At 51.4% G+C, this 17,054-nt stretch carries 14 protein-coding genes; 7 read left to right on the top strand and 7 right to left on the bottom strand.

Features of this window, described 5'->3' with window-relative positions; translation table 11 throughout:
- Positions 1-2: 2 nt before the first annotated feature.
- From KO503_RS11360 to KO503_RS11340, 5 genes are all read right to left on the bottom strand, one after another.
- On the bottom strand, positions 3-3,140 hold the full coding sequence (locus tag KO503_RS11360) for a methyl-accepting chemotaxis protein (RefSeq protein ID WP_215991662.1): 3,138 nt from the start codon (positions 3,138-3,140) through the stop codon (positions 3-5).
- Between the two features lie 383 nt (positions 3,141-3,523).
- Entirely contained in the window at positions 3,524-4,087 is a 564-nt protein-coding gene (locus KO503_RS11355) for a PqiC family protein (RefSeq protein ID WP_215991661.1), read from the bottom strand.
- A gap of 2 nt (positions 4,088-4,089) precedes the next feature.
- Positions 4,090-6,174 carry an intermembrane transport protein PqiB gene (locus tag KO503_RS11350; protein WP_215991660.1) on the bottom strand — a complete coding sequence of 695 codons (2,085 nt, stop codon included), beginning with the start codon at positions 6,172-6,174 and terminating at the stop codon, positions 4,090-4,092.
- The gene (locus KO503_RS11345) at positions 6,167-6,817 is read right to left on the bottom strand and encodes a paraquat-inducible protein A (RefSeq protein WP_215991659.1); all 651 of its coding nucleotides are present in this window, start codon (positions 6,815-6,817) and stop codon (positions 6,167-6,169) included. The genes KO503_RS11350 and KO503_RS11345 overlap by 8 nt, the downstream gene beginning before the upstream one ends.
- Positions 6,784-7,419 carry a paraquat-inducible protein A gene (locus KO503_RS11340; RefSeq protein WP_215991658.1) on the bottom strand — a complete coding sequence of 212 codons (636 nt, stop codon included), beginning with the start codon at positions 7,417-7,419 and terminating at the stop codon, positions 6,784-6,786. Before KO503_RS11340 ends, KO503_RS11345 begins: the two co-directional genes overlap by 34 nt.
- A 260-nt stretch (positions 7,420-7,679) precedes the next feature.
- Here KO503_RS11340 and KO503_RS11335 point away from each other — a divergent pair, with 260 nt between their 5' ends.
- From KO503_RS11335 to mnhG, 6 genes are read left to right on the top strand one after another with little or no spacing between them, the layout of a single operon-like run.
- Positions 7,680-10,559: a monovalent cation/H+ antiporter subunit A gene (locus KO503_RS11335; protein ID WP_215991657.1), complete on the top strand. Its 2,880-nt coding sequence runs from the start codon at positions 7,680-7,682 to the stop codon at positions 10,557-10,559.
- Position 10,560: 1 nt separating this feature from the next.
- On the top strand, positions 10,561-10,917 hold the full coding sequence (locus KO503_RS11330) for a Na+/H+ antiporter subunit C (RefSeq protein WP_215991656.1): 357 nt from the start codon (positions 10,561-10,563) through the stop codon (positions 10,915-10,917).
- Entirely contained in the window at positions 10,914-12,482 is a 1,569-nt protein-coding gene (locus tag KO503_RS11325; protein WP_215991655.1) for a monovalent cation/H+ antiporter subunit D, read from the top strand. The genes KO503_RS11330 and KO503_RS11325 overlap by 4 nt, the downstream gene beginning before the upstream one ends.
- Position 12,483: 1 nt before the next feature.
- Positions 12,484-12,984 carry a Na+/H+ antiporter subunit E gene (locus KO503_RS11320; RefSeq protein WP_215991654.1) on the top strand — a complete coding sequence of 167 codons (501 nt, stop codon included), beginning with the start codon at positions 12,484-12,486 and terminating at the stop codon, positions 12,982-12,984.
- Positions 12,981-13,268 (top strand): K+/H+ antiporter subunit F, encoded by a 288-nt coding sequence (locus KO503_RS11315; protein WP_215991653.1) that lies wholly within the window; start codon positions 12,981-12,983, stop codon positions 13,266-13,268. Before KO503_RS11320 ends, KO503_RS11315 begins: the two co-directional genes overlap by 4 nt.
- Positions 13,265-13,636: a monovalent cation/H(+) antiporter subunit G gene (gene mnhG, locus KO503_RS11310; protein WP_215942419.1), complete on the top strand. Its 372-nt coding sequence runs from the start codon at positions 13,265-13,267 to the stop codon at positions 13,634-13,636. Before KO503_RS11315 ends, mnhG begins: the two co-directional genes overlap by 4 nt.
- Before the next feature lie 64 nt (positions 13,637-13,700).
- On the opposite strand, the gene KO503_RS11305 is transcribed toward mnhG, so the two are convergent.
- Complete coding sequence (locus KO503_RS11305; RefSeq protein WP_252731047.1) at positions 13,701-14,720, bottom strand: LacI family DNA-binding transcriptional regulator; 1,020 nt, start codon at positions 14,718-14,720, stop codon at positions 13,701-13,703.
- Between the two features lie 209 nt (positions 14,721-14,929).
- On the opposite strand from KO503_RS11305, the gene KO503_RS11300 reads away from it, so the two are divergent.
- Positions 14,930-15,985, top strand: a complete 1,056-nt coding sequence (locus KO503_RS11300; RefSeq protein WP_215991652.1) for an L-idonate 5-dehydrogenase — start codon at positions 14,930-14,932, stop codon at positions 15,983-15,985.
- 80 nt (positions 15,986-16,065) lie between these two features.
- Here the strand turns inward: KO503_RS11300 and iolG are convergent, their stop codons facing one another.
- Positions 16,066-17,052 carry an inositol 2-dehydrogenase gene (gene iolG, locus KO503_RS11295; RefSeq protein WP_215991651.1) on the bottom strand — a complete coding sequence of 329 codons (987 nt, stop codon included), beginning with the start codon at positions 17,050-17,052 and terminating at the stop codon, positions 16,066-16,068.
- Positions 17,053-17,054: the final 2 nt, after the last annotated feature.

Genomic DNA, 17,054 nt, shown 5'->3' with positions numbered 1-17,054 from the left:
AGCTAGAAATCCTCCCAGTCATCGCTGATCATGTTTCGTGTCGATTGGTCTGGTAGATTTGCCACGCGTTGGACACTTTCCGTTGGATGTGTCTTGTGGTTGATTGTGTCAGGAACTTTTGTTGTGAAGTCTGCCTTAACGACACTAGGGGGACTTTTTGTATCGATGGAAGTGGTCACAAATCGTGATGTCGTAACATTCAAGTTTTCCGCCTCTCTTGTGAGAGCGTGACTGGCAGCAGTGGTTTCCTCAAACATTGCCGCATTTTGTTGAGTGACCTGATCTAGTTGATTTACCGCTGCATTGATTTCGGCAAGTCCGCTTGATTGCTCACGAGACGATTCCGCAATTTCGGAAACATTGTTCGCAATTTCGGATACTGAGCTCACAATGCCTTTCAAAGCGTCTCCTGTTTGGCCGACGAGACCGACCCCTCGTTTCACTAAGGAACCTGATTTAGATATAAGATCATTGATTTCACGTGCCGCTTCCGACGATCTTTGTGCAAGGGTTCGAACTTCAGAGGCGACAACAGCAAACCCACGGCCAGCCTCGCCGGCCCTTGCCGCCTCGACGCCGGCATTTAAAGCAAGGAGATTGGTTTGGAATGCAATATCATCAATGACCGAAGTGATTTTTGAAATTTGATTTGAGGAGGTTTCAATTTCACTCATAGCTTCGACGGCTTCTTGCACTACGACACCGGATGCTTCAGCGTTTGCTTTGGCTGAGGCGACCATTTCACTTGCTTCATTTGCGCCCTCAGCAGCTGAGCTCACGGATGATGTTAGCTGATCCAAAGCCGTGGCAGTTTCTTCAAGAGTTGCAGCTTGCTGTTCTGTACGGTGAGATAGATTATCTGCCGCGATCGAAATTTCACTTGCTTCACCACGGATCTTGCCTGCGTTTTCGACAACGCTGCTCATCGCATCCAATAAGTTTGTCATCGCGAGGTTGAAGTCGCAGCGAAGTGTTTCGTAATCCTGAGAAAAAGGTTCGGTGATCGTGTTCGTTAGATCGCCATCTGCAAGGCGTTTCAAGCCAACTCTCAGGCTCTCAACAACTTTATCCTGCTCAGCTTTCATTTTCTCTTGCTCGATTTGAGCATCGCGGAGTGCCCTTTCGTTTTCAGTTATGTCTGTTCCGAGCATAATAATACGAAATGGTTTGCCGCTAGCGTCTTTGACTGGGCAGAATGTTCCATCTAACACGGCCCCGTCGCCGTTCTTCGATATAAAATTGAAGCGTCCGTAAATGCTGTCGCCATCCAGCAATTGTTTCCAAATGGATTCATGCTCAGGTTCTTGGACGGGATAAGACTTAAATAAATCATCATGTTTAAGCCCGATGAGAGCTTCGTTTTCAAGCCCAGTCATTTGTGTAAAGCTCTTGTTTGCGCAGACCAAATTGCCTGAGAGATCGAATTCTGCTTTCGCTTGATTGGCGTCGAGAGCTGCAATGATGGCCGCGCTGGTTCTGATTTCTGTAACGTCTTTCCATTCCAAGACGCATCCAATTTGTTTGCCATCGAGATCGCTGACCGAATTGATGTCCAGAGAGAAATATACATCTCTAACTTTAATGTCAGTCGCATATGGCATCATTGAAGGATCAGAAAGAATTTTGCGATTGTGTTCGGGCGATTTATGGAAAACGTCGATGCTTTTCCCGACAAGGTCTTGAGCGTCAAAGTCAGGGAACAGGCCTTGGAATGTTTCTTGATGATCCATCATAAGCGTAAGGGCCGCTGTGTTCATATATGTGATGGTGAAGTCTTGGTCTATCATCATCAAAGCGGCGGAAGACCCTTCAAATGCGGCGCCTTTGAATAGGCCGTCGCTTGTGGCTTTTTCAGCTCGCCCCAGAGCGTTGCGAAATTCATCAAGAGCGTTGGCGATGCCGCCAATTTCATCGCCGCGGTGGGTACCAGGCACATCACCAGAGAAATCACCTGCGGAGACTTTGCGCATGGAGTTTTCAACACGAGACAGAGGATTGGAAATCGTTCGAGAAATGAGATAGGTGATTATGGCCGCGGCAATGATCATCAATAGGCCATCACGGACCATTTCATTGCGTAAGTGATTGGCGGGTAATAAAATTTCTTCGATCGTCTGCTCGGCAATAAAACCCCAGCGTATTCCATGATAATCAATCGGAAGATAAGCTGCGAGATGTTCGTGAACATGGCCTAACTCTGAGGCGACCTCAGTTTCACGTACCAAACCTGTTTCACCGGCGATTGCTTGGCGTGCAGCTTGGTTGTCCACGGTTGGAACCAAGGCAGCACTGCCTTCTGAGTGGATCCGGTCGTTTCGCAATTTCAAATCAGATCCCACGAGATATGTTTCGCCTGTGCTGCCTAGGCCTGTCATGCGTTGTGTGATTGAATTGAATTGATCCATTGATATTTGAAACGCTATGACGCCTTTGTGTGCACCTCGTCGGTCGACGATAGGTGCTCCAATAAAGGACGCAGGTGCGCCGTGAGAGGGGGCATAAGCTTGAAAATCTTCAAATATAACGTTTGTATTTTCTATGGCGGCGGAATCAGTCGATGCTGCGATAACAGCCTTTACAGTGGCTCCCAAACCGGTGTCTTTGAATGGGCCGTTGATAAAGTTCGTTGCATAATCGTGTTTTTTGAAAACGGAGTACACGAGGTCGCCGTCTAAGTTGAAAATGAAGACATCATTATAGCCTTTTTCGTCAACGATGTTGCGAAAATAAGAGTGATAAAGCTTGTGGACCCGACTGTAGCCAGACCCATCTTCTGCCGCATCGAGGAGGTGCTTTTCGCCTTCGATATTCGGGTTTTGATCGATATAAACGCCTTGAAGATAGGCTGTGGGATCATCTGGAAGAACGCGCCAAGCTTCGCCAAATCCACGTATTGCGGACAGCACCGTTGGGTTATTTGATTGACTGCGTAGATCACCATCAATGCCGTTTAACAATGATTGTAATTCTATTTGGCGCGCCTCGGCAATGGTTGAGAGTTTTTCTTCAGCTTCGCGCAAGAGGGCCTTAGAGGCATGCGAATAGGAAACGACCCCAGACACACAGATTGCCAAGGCCGTTAAGCCAATCATCGCCATGGGCAATTTTTGCGCTAATTTGATTTTCTTAAAAACGTTCATCAGTCTCTCCTCATCGCGCAGGATAATTGTCCACAGAGGTCCGGTGCGAGTTGCAGTGAAATTGGACGCGAGTGTCCATAAACTCTGAGGAATGCCTTGAAGGAGTGAAGATTCGTTTAAGTCACATCCGATAAATTGAAACTATTTGAATTCGAGACTGAGGAAATGGAGAGTGTTACAAAACAAGACAGTTGGTGCGAGGGGTGAGAGCAACGGAACTGATGTGGAACAACTGCATACCGAAATCGGAAATGATACGGAGTGACTGCCGACCTGTGATCCGCGCTTATAACCTCACCACGTTTTTGCCGACAGTGAGACACTGCGGCTAGCCAAATTTTACATGTGCGTCGATTTTGGTCGCTTACAGCCCGCGATTTACGTTATTTCAGGCCCTTGCTGGCGATATAAGTTGCGAGATCCAAAATGATTTGGCCGCGTGCTTGCGCCACAGCTTGGGGGCCGCCTGTTGTGTCAAATGGCACGGTTAGATCAAACAGCCCCGAACGTTCGCGTCGTTCATCTGTGACGCCGACAAAATACTGTCCCGTGGCGCGGAATTGCCCATCAGCTTGAGCAACAAGACTTTCAAAACGAACATCTAAACGGGCATCAGGGAAAGCCTCAAACGGCCAAGGCTCAGAGGCCACGCGGGCATTTGTAAGCTTGGCGAGATTGCGAGTGAGTTCCAAGGCGACAGAGCGCTCTGGGGTATCGGCCCAAAGGGCCGCGCCGCTAGGAACCAGTTTCCCAGTGGCATCTTGAACCACAATTTCATCGGCTGCTGCATATGTTGGCAATGAGACATCGCTCACTTCAACAGCGCTAAATCCGATGCGCAGCTTTTCTGTCACAACAGGGGCCGTCACAGTATAGCGGTCTGGGGCGGCTCCACAGGACGCGAGAACGAGGGTGGCTCCAACAAGGGCAGCTTTGAAAAGGGTCATCGTTATCGTCCTCGAATGAGTGAGTTTGGATTGCGTTCTAGCATGCGTGCCAGTGATGTCATGGCGTCAGCAGCCTGCGAAATGTCACGCAGGGCAGCTTGTGCGTCGCGGCTGATCACATCGCCCTTGTTATAGCCTTCGATGGTGGCACTTGCTTGAGTCAAAACACGTTGAATACGTTCGACCAGTGTTGGCAGGTCTTGGGTCGCGATTGCAACAGCATCAGCGGCTTTACGCGTAGAGTCTAGCGTTGCGTTTATGTTTGTCACAGCGCCACCTCTGCGCAGTTCTGCCAATGTCTCGTTAAGTTCATTCAGCGCCGCGCCAAGGTCTGCGGGTAATTTTTTTGCCGCCTCTGTTCCAAGTATTTGATCGGCAGAAGACGTGAGCGCGGTCAACTGTGTTGTCAAATCCGCAAGAGGCAGGCTTTCCGCTTTTGCGGCGACGGCTTGGAGCTGCGTGATGAGCGCGGGCACACCTTCGACAGATGTATTCACCCCGTCTGCGGCTTTGGCTGCTGCGTCCAGCGCCGTGACCAGTTTTGAGGCCATTTGTCCGTCTTCAAGTTGGGTCAAAAGGGTCTCGAAACGGCTGATTGTCGCATTCAAGGTGACGGGAATTTTTTGCATGTCTTGCGAGGCTACAATCCCGCGTACATCGTTCAGCAAGGCTCGTAAATCTTGCGGTGTTTCGCGCAAATCCGTGTCTGAAATCAAGGCCTCAGAGCTGTTCAGCAACTGAATGGCACTGAACATAAGTGCTTCAATCGGCAGGTTGTTGATCCTGTTGATCACGCCTTCAACTGTTGCTGTGGCATCGGAAATTTGGCTCTCGGTGGTCGGAATGACCGGAACAATGCCGGGGCCAGATTCGACCTCATAGGGCGGTGCATTCTCAACTTGCACCAGTTCGATTTTAAGTCCCGCCGACAAAAGCCCCGCCGAGGCAAGACGTGCGCGCAGCCCGTCGTTGATACGTTCTGTTAAAAAGTTCAGCGCGGCTTCTGGGGTAACGTCTTGTTGTAAGCCGAGGCGGGCAGGCTGGATGGATAAAACAGCATTCAGCAATACGCGGCGTTGTCCTGCGGCGTCTTGTCCGACAATACCAGAGACGCTGCCCACTTTACCAATGCGCAACCCGTTCAGCTCAACAGGGGCGTTCACGGCCAGTCCGGACACGCTTTCATCAAAGACAACGCGCATTTCCAACACCTCCACTTCGGAGGCATTGAAAAGACTGTTTCGCGCCGAGGTTTCATCTTCGTAAACATCAAATTCAGCGCCTTCGCGCACGACGCCGCTTTCTGACACAAAGGTATCAAACGTCAGTCCGCCGCCAATCAATGTGGCTACGGATGAAAAATCGATCTCGGCACCACTTGGACCAACAGAAAATGTAAATCCGGAGGTATCCCAAAACCGCGTAGACGGAGAAATCAACCGACTGTGGGGGTGATAAATGATCGCTTTGGCTGTTGCGAAATTGCCTTGCTCGGAAATGGTTGCAGTGCCAACGCGCCCGACTTCGATGCCGCGAAAAGAGATCGAGCTGTCATCTGTGATCGAGCCACCGGGTGTTGTGCGCAGGGTGATTTCTAAGCCTTCTTTGCCATGGCGAGACAACGGCGCATCGGATAATCCAATAAAATGATCTTGCGCGCCATCGATATCACTGTCCCATGAGCCTTCGATATAGACACCGCTTAAAACCGTATCGAGCCCTGTGACGCCACGCGTGCTGAGTTCGGGCTGTACAACCCAAAACGAGGAGGCGGCATCAACATACGGGGCCACGTCTTTTTCAAGTCGCACAAATGCGACCACAGTCTCTAAGCCTTTGGAAAATTTGACATCTTCGACAACCCCGACCGCGATATCACGATACCGTAGCTCTGTTTCGCGTTTGGCAATGCCCGCACCGTTTTCAAATTCAATGGAAATGAGCGGCCCGCGGTCACTGTAGGATTTCCACGCGACGCCAAGAGCAATCACCAGCGCCAACAGCGGGACGATCCACACAACGGAGAGGCGGCTTAATAAAGATCCGCGCACAGGCTCGATGGTGACGGTTGTCGGGGTGTCAGTCATGTTCAGTTGTTCCTTGACGCTTTTGGGGCGTATCCCAGATCATTTTGGTGTCGAAGGCTTGCGCAGAAAGCATAGTGAAAATCACAGATAGGGCAAAAAACAGGCTTGCAATACCTGGATTAATGGCCGCCAGAGTATCCAGTTGCACCAAAGATGACATGATCGCAACGACAAAGATATCAATCATCGACCAGCGACCTATGGCTTCTACGATTTCAAACAAGAGTTGCCGTTGATGGTTGGACATTGACGACCGTTTGGTCACAGAAATTGCTAGGAAGGCGATGGCGATAAATTTACCCAGAGGAATGACCACACTTGCAAGCAAGATGACGATCGCAATACCAATTGCGTCGTGATGAACAAGCTCGATTGCGCCTCCGACTATGGTATCTTGTTGAACCTGAAGCAGCGTACGGGTTTGCAGCATAGGGTACATGTTGGCGGGCACGTAGCACATGAGACCTGCCAGCCATAGCGCCCAAACCCGTTGCAGGCTTTTGTTATTGTTGGGCTTTATGGATGCTCCGCAACGCCCACAGGTTGTGGTGCCCGCAGGCCAAGCGCGGGTACATCGCGTGCATGCAATGACGCCGATGTCTTTCGCACTTAAGATTTCTTGGGTGTCTCCAGCGAGTCCCATATCGACCACCTACAAATCAAATTGTCTTGAATGACAACCAAAAAGACAAGTACGGCAAACATCCAAAATGCCGAACCAAAAGATACATCTGCGAGGTCACTGATTTTGATCAAAGCGACAGCACAGCCAAGCGCGAATATTTCCACCATAGACCACGGTCTAAGGGCTTCTGAAAGGCGAAATGCACCCATGGCTCCGCGTGCGGGGGGGCGATTTAAGACAATCGGCGACAACACGTAGACTGTTAAAATAACACGCACAAAAGGCACCACAACAATCAAGGCTGCGGTGGTCAGTGATAAAATCATCAAGGGCCCGTCGCTAAAGGCCAAGGCTGCATCCAACAAAGACGCTGAGTTGCTGGCCCCTGCGGCATTGATCGTCAGAAACGGAAAAAACGTTGCAGCAACAATCAAAATCGCGATGGCCAATGATAACGCGATAATTTGGATACCAGCTTCATGTTTGTTTCGAATGAGTACGGTGTGGCACCTTGCGCAGACGGCACGTTCGCCTGTTTTCGGGCGCGCCAAATTATAGGCTGCATCGCATTGCGGGCAGACCAAGATATGTTCTGGAGAAAGTGTGCGCACATCGTTCATCGGGACATTGTACGCGTGTTTCGGCGCGCATGCCATAGTTGTTGAAAGGCTCGGTCATGTTCTCGATAGTGGCACGGGATTGACTTATTTTGCAAAGATGAGCCTCTTGAGAGTGGTGATTATGCGATTATTTTTCGCGCTGAAAAAGGTCGTACTAATAAGAGCGTAATTCACGACTAATTTTGTCAAATGGACTTGCAGTCTTGGGAAACGGCTTTAGTTTTGCCAAAGTGACAAAAACGTCCAAATAAGGAGCTCTCGTGTCCCTCTTTTTCATCGTTGCTTTGCCCTTCTTTGGCGCTCTTTTGCCCGGCCTTATGAATTCCGCTGGTCGCTCGGCCTGTGCTGGCGTCACATTTACGGTTTCACTGCTCGCCTTTATTGGCCTGTTGAGCAACCTTCCCACAGTCCTTGCGGGCGACGTGGTTATGGTGGGCATCGACTGGATGCCTGTGCTCGGCTTGAACTTTACCTTGATGCTGGACGGATTGGGCTTTTTCTTTGCCACGCTGATCTTGGGGATCGGTCTTTTGATCATCGCCTATGCACGCAATTATCTCAGCCGTGACGATAATATGGGTGAATTTTTCACCTATCTGTTGTTGTTCCAAGGGGCGATGGTCGGGATTGTTCTGAGTGACAACATATTGCTTTTGCTTGTCTTCTGGGAAATTACATCACTATCGTCTTTCTTACTGATCGGATATTGGAAACATCTGCCCGCAGGACGCCAAGGCGCGCGGATGGCGTTGACGGTTACTGGCATGGGCGGTTTGGCGATGATCGGTGGGATGCTGATCTTGGGTCAGATCGTGGGCAGTTATGATCTAAGCGTGATTTTGCAAAACCGCGATTTGATCCAAGCTGATCCGCTGTATGTGACGGCGTTGATCTTGATTCTCCTTGGTTGCTTCACCAAATCAGCGCAGTTTCCGTTCCATTTCTGGCTGCCGCACGCGATGTCAGCTCCCACACCCGTTTCGGCATATTTGCACTCTGCGACGATGGTGAAAGCGGGTATTTTCTTGATGGCGCGCATGTGGCCCGTTTTGTCAGGCACGCCAGAATGGTTTGTGATTGTGACCTCTGCTGGCTTGATCACAATGGTGCTGGGTGCCGTGATCGCCTTGTTCAAACATGATCTGAAAGCGCTCTTGGCCTTTTCAACGGTCAGCCACCTTGGTCTGATCACGATGCTTTTGGGCACAGGCACAGCCTTCGGCGCCATGGCCGCCGTGTTCCATATTTTAAACCACGCGACCTTCAAGGCTGCTTTGTTTATGTCCGCAGGGATTATCGATCACGAAGCGCACACCCGCGACATCCGTCGGTTGGGGGGCTTGAGAAAACTGATGCCTGTGACCTTTATGATTGCGTCACTGGCGGCCCTATCGATGGCGGGCATTCCATTGCTCAACGGGTTCTTGTCCAAAGAAATGATGTTAGAGGAAGCCCATCACACGGTTCTGTTTGGGTCGCATTGGCTGGTGCCGGCACTGGCCACCTTCGGCTCTGTTTTTTCAGCCGCTTATTGTTTCCGTTTGATCGGCCATGTATTCTTTGGGCCTGTGCGCGACGATTACCCTGCCAAACCACATGATCCAAATCCCGGCCTGTGGATGCCACCTGCGATTTTGGCAGTGTTGGTCGTGGTCATTGGAGTTGCTCCGTTTGTCGCAGAACCTTTCGTCAAACTCGTGACTGCATCTGTGCTGGGCGGTGCCGCCGATTTGCCAAGCGCGCATTTCAAGATTTGGCACGGATTGGTGCCTGCCTTGTTCATGTCGATTATTGCTGTCGCGGGTGGCTTGGTCATGATTGCAGTGTTCAATCCCGCGCTGCGTCTGTGGGATCGCACTCCGCGCCCTGAAGCCAAACCGATCTTTGAGGCCATTGTTGAGTTTGTCACGCAAGGCGCGCGTTTGTTGATCTTGCCGCTACACAATGGCGCATTCTCACGTTTTGCTGCCATCGGCGCGATCACGATCATAGCTGCTGGATTTCATGCTTGGGCAACAGGAACACTTGGAGCGCCAACGCGTGAAGCCCAAGCCGCTAGCCCTGTTGTGATTGCAGGCTGGGTGATGCTTGTCGCTGCAACGGCAGGGTTGGTTTTGATGCACCGCAATCGACTTTTGTCGCTGATTTTGATCGGCATCGTGGGCCTTATGGTCTCTATCGGTTTCGTGTTCTTCAGCGCGCCTGATTTGGCGATGACGCAATTCACTGTCGAAGTTGTTACCATCATCCTGCTGCTTTTAGCGCTTAACTTTTTGCCGAAATTCACCCCCGTCGAAAGTACAGTTTTACGCCGTGTTCGTGATGCTGGCGTGGCAATTGCTGGTGGCTTGGCGACATTCGGCTTGGCCTATTACTACATGTTGCGCACATCCGTTGCGCCGCCAATTTCCGAATTCCACTTGGCCAATTCCTACAAGGGTGGGGGCGGCAACAATGTTGTCAACGTGATCTTGGTCGATTTTCGTGGCTTTGATACCTACGGCGAGATCATCGTGCTTGGGATCGCAGCTTTGTTAATTTACGCGCTGACTGAAACATTGCTTGGCGGGCCTGTGCGGGCGCGTCTGTTGAACCGCAAACCTGATCAAAAACGGGCAGGTAATAAGCATCCGATAATGATGGTCGTCCTGACCCGCGTGATCATGCCTGTGGTTCTGTTGGTTGGGTTCTACATCTTCTTGCGCGGCCACAATGAACCGGGTGGCGGCTTTATCGCGGGGCTTATCGTGTCGATCGCGGTTGTTATGCAGTATATGGCCAGTGGCTTTGCTTGGACATCGTCGCGTTTGAGATATCCCTATCATGGGGTGATTGGCGCTGGCGTTTTAATCGCTGGGTTCACGGGCATTGGGTCTTGGTTCGTCGGCAAGCCCTTCTTGACCTCGGCCTTTACCTATGTGCGCATTCCGCCGTTCCACAAGTTCGAATTGGCCACGGCTGCATTGTTCGATCTAGGTGTTTTCTTGGCGGTGGTCGGCGCGGTGATGCTGTCGCTGGAAAGCTTCTCGCGTCTGGCCAAACGGGCCAATATGGCGGACAACGAATACCCAATGGATATTGATCCCTCAAGAGACGACCCAGATTCCGCCACAAGCGGTCAAGCAAAGGAGGAGGTGTAACATGGAATTTCTCGTTGCATCAGCCATCGGCATTTTGACTGCTGGCGGTATTTATCTCACGCTGCGCCTGCGTACATTCCCTGTGATCATGGGGATTTCCCTGCTCACATATGCTGTGAACGTGTTTATCTTTGCCTCTGGGCGTTTGACCGTCGGCGCACCTCCGATCTTAAGTGATGGCGTCACCACGTATACAGACCCATTGCCACAAGCTTTGGTGCTGACCGCTATTGTTATTTCCTTTGGCATGACAGCCGTTGTGGTGATGATCGGCTTGGGGGCCTTTTTGGGGTCTGATGACGATCACGTGGATGATCAGCCTGAAACGTCGGATTCTAAAGCGGAGGGGCAGTCATGACCCATTGGTTGATCGCACCCATCGTTTTGCCCGCATTGTTGGCGCCTTTTATTGTGCTGGCCGCGCGCTATCACATTGGCATTCAAAGAAGTTTTTCTGTTGCGGGTGTTTTGGCACTGATTGCAATTGCCTTGGGACTTGTTTTCCAGGTCTCGGATGGCACAATTTTATTATACCAACTCAGCGACTGGGCCGCGCCCTTTGGGATTGTTTTGGTCGGAGACCGCCTGTCGACGATGATGGTCTTACTGACGGCTGTCTTGGCGCTGTTTGTGTTGCTTTATGCAATAGGGTCCGGCTGGGACAATCGCGGACGGCATTTCCACGCGTTGTTCCAATTTCAATTAATGGGCATCATGGGCGCATTCTTGACGGGTGACTTGTTCAACTTGTTTGTGTTTTTCGAAGTGCTGTTGATTGCCTCCTATGGGTTGATGATCCATGGGGGCGGTACTCCGCGATTGCGCGCGGGCGTGCAATATGTGCTGTTCAACCTGATCGGCTCCACCCTGTTCTTGTTCGCACTGGCGTCGATCTATGCAGAAACAGGCACGTTGAACATGGCTGATTTGGCCAATCGCGTGGCGATGATCGGGGCGGCTGACACAGTGGGCATCCGCGTCGCAGCAGTGCTGTTGCTGCTTGTGTTTGCGATCAAAGCCGCCGTGGTGCCGTTGCATTTTTGGCTGCCATCAAGCTATGCCGAGGCGCCTGCGCCGGTGGCCGCCTTGTTCGCGATTATGACCAAAGTCGGGGCCTATGCGATCATTCGCGTTTATACGATGATCTTTCCGCCAGACCTATCAGTTACAGCGGGTTTGCACGATGTTTGGTTGATGCCTGCGGCGTTGATATCTGTCGCTGTTGGTATGGTGGGCATCTTGGCTGCGAAAAAACTGGATCGTTTGGTCGCCTTTGCTGTGATCGGATCGATGGGCATGGTCATGGTTTCGATTTCATTGTTCACGCCTGAAGGGATCGCGGCAGCGCTTTACTATATCATTCATTCAACTTTGGCGGGCGCTGCTTTGTTCTTGGTCGTTGATTTGGTGCGCACAGGGCGGGCCAATCTTGACCTGACATCACAACCGCCTGTCCTCGGCAATGCTTTGACCGCAGGATTGTTTTTTGTGGGCGCGATTGCCATGGCAGGTTTGCCGCCGTTGTCAGGTTTCTTTGGGAAACTTTTGGTGCTGAATGCTTCCTATGAATCCGGCCTTATGGTGTGGATTTGGGCGATCGTGTTGGGATCAAGCCTTATCGGCATCGTCGGATTTGTGCGCGCTGGCAGTATTGTGTTTTGGAAAGCCCAAGGCGAGACACCGCTTGAAGATCCATCAGAGTTCGAGCGCCCGACTGTGTTGTCCTATGTCGCGGTCGGTGGTTTGCTATCACTGTTGATTGCGCTGTCCGTCTTTGCCGGTCAGGTCCATGGATATGCTACAACGATGGCTGCGCAACTTTTCGCGCCGCAGCCTTACATGTCTAAGGTTTTGGACACAGCAGGTAAGTTGAGCACTCCTGCATCCGATGATCATTCAAGCACGCAAGAGGAGGGTCACTGATATGGTCCGCACCTTTAAATGGCTGATGCCGCATCCTTTTCTGACGCTGCTTTTGGCTGTCGTCTGGGTTATTCTACAAAAGGAAGTCACTGCGGGCATGGCTGTCTTTGGTGTCATCCTTGGTATTTTGATTCCTTGGGGCACATCAATTTGGTGGCCTGATAGGCCTAAAAGTTTGCGTTTGGGTAAGCTGTGCTCTTATAGCTTTATGGTCGTTTGGGACATTGTTGTTGCCAATATTCAAGTGGCTTGGGTCGTATTGACCGTGCCAAATTCCAAACTGAAACCGACTTGGATTGTAGTGCCGCTTGAATTGAAACAGCCCGAAGCCATCACACTCTTGGCTGGAACGATCACTTTGACGCCGGGCACCGTGTCTGCGGATGTTTCTGACGAAGGGCATAGCCTTTTGGTGCATGTGCTGCACACAGATGACCCTGACGCCGTGCGCGACGACATCATGACCCGATACCAAGATCGACTGAAGGAGATCTTCTCATGACGACAGCTTCATCCGTTATGGACATCGCATTGATCATCGCTTTTGTCGCCCTTGCGCTTGGGCAAGTCCTATCCATGGTTCGACTGGTTTTAGGGCCAACACCGGGGGATCGCATCCTTGCGCTGGACACAATGGTTGTGAACGCGCTGGGTCTGGTGGTTGTCTTGGGGATTCAACAGGGCACGCATATCTATTTTGAAGTGTCATTGTTGATCGCCATGCTAGGGTTCGTATCAACCGTGGCTTTGGCGCGGTTCATCTTGCGCGGAGATATTATCGAATGACTTTTGAAATCATCGGAACCTACCTCGCAGCGCTGTCTTTGCTGATTGGCTCAGGCTTTATCATTATTGGCGTGATCGGGCTTTTGAAATTCAACGATCCTATGACGCGGCTCCATGCGCCCACGAAAGTTGGCACCATCGGTATTGGGATGCTATTGTTGGCCTCGACCCTTCATTCCTTTGCTCTGGGCGAAGGATCTGTGCATGAGTTGTTGATCATGGCGTTCTTATTCGTCACAGCGCCTATTTCGGCCAACTTTATCGCTAAGGCGAACATTCATCGCGGCGAGTGTGAAACGCCGCCTGCGCCAGCGCGTGATGATACATGGTCTACGCTGAATACACCTGAGGAAGATAAAGAGATTTAAAACACGGTTCGAGCTTTGCCTATTCCCCACAGCCACGGCTGTTAGAACCGCTTTCCCCAAAGGGCTAAGCTGACAGGCGTGTTAAAATTTTAAAACCAAGGTCGTGGACGGATTTTGTAGGCCGTCCCGCCAATTTGTCCAACACGGAATTGGCCGCGAGATGCCCCAGTTGCAGTCGATCCACGGCAACCGTGGTCAAGGCTGGGTCGATATCGCCTGCGAAATCCTGATCGCCAAAACCAACCACAGCGATATCTTGGGGCACTTTATATCCACGTGTGTGCAGTTCAATTATGGCTCCATGAGCAGATAAATCAGAACTGCAAAACACCGCGCCTTTGCGAAAATCACTATGATCAATAAGGTGTGCCATAGCCTCGCGTCCTGCACCTATGCTGGCGGTGCCGCCTGTATTTGCATCTGGCACCGCGCTTTGAGAGAGCGCAGTAAACCGTTCGGCAAAGGCTGACTGTCTGCGCAAGGCGCGTTCATCATCAGCGGTTATGGTTGCAGCAAAGGCGTGACCTTTTGCTTTTAGATATTCCGCGACGGCACGCCCTGCGGCGTGATGATTGAAGCCTACGCAGATATCAATCGGATCGTCTGTGATGTCCCAAATTTCAACAACTGGAATACCTGCGCCCTGCAACTGTTTTCGGGCTTTGTCGCTGTGGTGAATGCCGGTCAATAGTATGGCATCAGGTCTGCGCGACAGGTGCGTGGCAATCAATGCGTCCTCAGATGCAGCATCAAATCCGGTTTCTGACAGCAATACCTGATACCCATGTTGACGCAGATGTTGTGAAAACGTGGCCATGAAAGAGGTGTAGACGACATTTGTCAAAGACGGGATCAATGCGGACACCAGATTGGATCGTTTGGATGCCAATGCCCCTGCGACCGCATTGGGTACAAATCCTGTTGCATCAATGGCGTCTTGTATGCGACGCAATGTATCCTTTGAGACCTTGTCTGGATGTGAGAGGGCGCGTGATACCGTCACTTGGGTTACCCCAGCAAGGCGTCCGACGTCTGTCATCGTCACGCGGCTTGTGTCTCTTTTGTTAAAAATTCCATCTGCCATTTTGTGATCATTAGGCATTAAATGTGACGCCGCAAGGGGCTTTTGAGTACGTTGACAATCAAAAATGTATGCGCATACATTACGCTGTAATTTGTCGACGATGATTGCACCATCAGTCTGTCGAAAGATCTGTCGTATAAGAAAACCGTTGCGCTTTGTGGCGATTGACAAGCCCGCGCCGTAATCCAATTTTAGACTTAGGAACGTTTATGAAAACCCGAGTGTGCTGCCTTCATGAGGCAAAAGATCTGCGTATCGAAACCCGTGATGTTGTCGCGCCCAAAGCGGGTGAAGTGCGTGTGGCGCTTGGCGCTGGTGGAATTTGCGGATCTGATCTGCATTATTATCAGCATGGCGGTTTTGGAGCCATCCGCGTGAAGGAGCCTATCATCTTGGGGCACGAGGCTGCAGGTTTCGTCGAGGCGATTGGCGAAGGTGTAACGGGGCTAAAAGTGGGCGATATGGTTGCGCTGAACCCCAGCATCAATTGCGGCACATGTGAATATTGCACGCAGGGGCTTGAGATGCATTGCACCGATATGATCTTTAGCGGATCGGCGATGCGGACGCCGCATGTGCAAGGGATGTACCGCGATAAAATCACTCTGCCTGCGGCGCAATGTGTACCGGTGACAGGCGATGTGTCTGTGGCTGAGGCGGCTTGTTCAGAACCTTTGGCCGTCTGCATGCATGCTCATAGCCTTGCGGGTGATTTACAAGGCAAGCGCGTATTGGTGATGGGGGCAGGGCCGATTGGTGTGCTCTGTACGGCTTTGGCCAAAGCGGCTGGCGCGTCCGAGATTGTCGTGGCTGATCTGCAAGATGTGCCGTTAAAAGTCGCCTCTGACATGGGTGCTACGACAACCATTAATGTTATGAGCGACACCACAACCATGGCCGGATATGCCCAAGGTAAAGGCTATTTCGATGCAGCTTTCGAATGTACAGGTGCTGCGCCTGCACTGGTTAGCGCGTTGGGAGCCTTGCGTCCGCGCGGCGTCATAGTTCAGGTCGGTATGGGCGGCGATACAGCCATTCCGCTTGGGGTTTTAGTGGCCAAAGAATTGACCCATCGCGGCACCTTCCGGTTCTACAATGAGTTCCAACAAGCCGTGACTGCTATATCGACTCGCAGCATCGACGTGCGTCCGATGATCACGGCGCAAATGCCATTGGACAGGGCTGTTGAAGCCTTTGAATTGGCGGGCGATCGTACTCAAGCCGTCAAGGTGCATCTGATGTTCAACACGGATTCTGCTGCGTAACTATTACAGTTTTACAGGCAATCAATGCAAAACGGGGGCTCCAAAAGGGCCCCCGTTTCAATATGTTATGATAATCTATATTAAACAGTGACAGGCTTGCCTGTCTTGAACGACTCCGTGGCTGCATCTGCCAAAAGCTGAGCTTTCAAACCATCTGTGATGCTTGGCATTACTGGGGTGCCATTGGTCAGAGCATTAATGAAATGCTGCATCTCAGACAGATAAGCCGTCTCGTAACGCTCCAGGAAAAAGTTGAGCGTTGGCGCACGGCGAAAGCCTGTTTCAGTCGCAACTTCCACAGTGTTTTCAAGCAGGTTCTCCGCACGCAACATGCCTTTGGCCCCGTGCACTTCAAGACGTTGATCATAGCCATAGCTGGCACGGCGCGAGTTTGAAATCTGACAGATTTTGCCGCTTGTCGTGGTCAACGTCACCGCAGCTGTATCAACATCGCCTGCCGCGCCAATCGCGGGGTCTACCAAAGCAGACCCGACCGCAAAGATTTGCACAGGCTCTTCCCCAAGTAAAAAACGCGCCATATCGAAATCATGAATCATCATGTCACGAAAAATGCCGCCCGAGCTTTCAATATAGCTGATAGGGGGCGCGGCAGGATCGCGCGACAGGATCGTCACGATTTCAACATCACCCACTTCGCCCGCCGCAATGCGCGCTTGGACGTTGGCAAAGTTCGGATCAAAACGCCGATTGAATGCGGTCATAAAAGCGACATCGTTATCTTGGACCACTTTGATACAATCGCGAATACGGTCTGCCGACATATCAATCGGTTTTTCGCAAAAAATCGCTTTGCCTGCTTTCGCCGCCGCGTGGATCAAATCGTAATGCGTGTCTGTTGGCGTGCAGATGATGATAGCGTCCACATCGTCGCTGGCGATGATCGTATTGACGTCGCGAACCTGTGCCCCCGTGGTGCCCGCCAGCGCTTCTGCTGAGGCGGGAAAGGCATCGGCAAGGGCGACTATTTTTGCGTCAGGCATGCGCATCAGGGACCGCGCATGCACTTGCCCGATGCGGCCGCAGCCCAAAATTCCAATGTTCAGCATGG

It is taken from the genome of Pacificibacter marinus, from assembly GCF_018860505.1.
Classification (GTDB): Bacteria; Pseudomonadota; Alphaproteobacteria; order Rhodobacterales; family Rhodobacteraceae; genus Celeribacter; species Celeribacter marinus_B.
Note: the sequence above shows the minus strand (reverse complement) of the source record. Positions and strands in the feature narration are given on the sequence as shown.

What these genes read in the sequence shown, in the direction of transcription:
- KO503_RS11360 (WP_215991662.1), bottom strand. Translation starts at nt 3,140, where the DNA reads ATGAACGTTTTTAAGAAAATCAAATTAGCGCAAAAATTGCCCATGGCG.
- KO503_RS11355 (WP_215991661.1), bottom strand. Translation starts at nt 4,087, where the DNA reads ATGACCCTTTTCAAAGCTGCCCTTGTTGGAGCCACCCTCGTTCTCGCG.
- KO503_RS11350 (WP_215991660.1), bottom strand. Translation starts at nt 6,174, where the DNA reads ATGACTGACACCCCGACAACCGTCACCATCGAGCCTGTGCGCGGATCT.
- KO503_RS11345 (WP_215991659.1), bottom strand. Translation starts at nt 6,817, where the DNA reads ATGGGACTCGCTGGAGACACCCAAGAAATCTTAAGTGCGAAAGACATC.
- KO503_RS11340 (WP_215991658.1), bottom strand. Translation starts at nt 7,419, where the DNA reads ATGAACGATGTGCGCACACTTTCTCCAGAACATATCTTGGTCTGCCCG.
- KO503_RS11330 (WP_215991656.1), top strand. Translation starts at nt 10,561, where the DNA reads ATGGAATTTCTCGTTGCATCAGCCATCGGCATTTTGACTGCTGGCGGT.
- KO503_RS11325 (WP_215991655.1), top strand. Translation starts at nt 10,914, where the DNA reads ATGACCCATTGGTTGATCGCACCCATCGTTTTGCCCGCATTGTTGGCG.
- KO503_RS11320 (WP_215991654.1), top strand. Translation starts at nt 12,484, where the DNA reads ATGGTCCGCACCTTTAAATGGCTGATGCCGCATCCTTTTCTGACGCTG.
- KO503_RS11315 (WP_215991653.1), top strand. Translation starts at nt 12,981, where the DNA reads ATGACGACAGCTTCATCCGTTATGGACATCGCATTGATCATCGCTTTT.
- mnhG (WP_215942419.1), top strand. Translation starts at nt 13,265, where the DNA reads ATGACTTTTGAAATCATCGGAACCTACCTCGCAGCGCTGTCTTTGCTG.
- KO503_RS11305 (WP_252731047.1), bottom strand. Translation starts at nt 14,720, where the DNA reads ATGGCAGATGGAATTTTTAACAAAAGAGACACAAGCCGCGTGACGATG.
- KO503_RS11300 (WP_215991652.1), top strand. Translation starts at nt 14,930, where the DNA reads ATGAAAACCCGAGTGTGCTGCCTTCATGAGGCAAAAGATCTGCGTATC.
- iolG (WP_215991651.1), bottom strand. Translation starts at nt 17,052, where the DNA reads ATGCTGAACATTGGAATTTTGGGCTGCGGCCGCATCGGGCAAGTGCAT.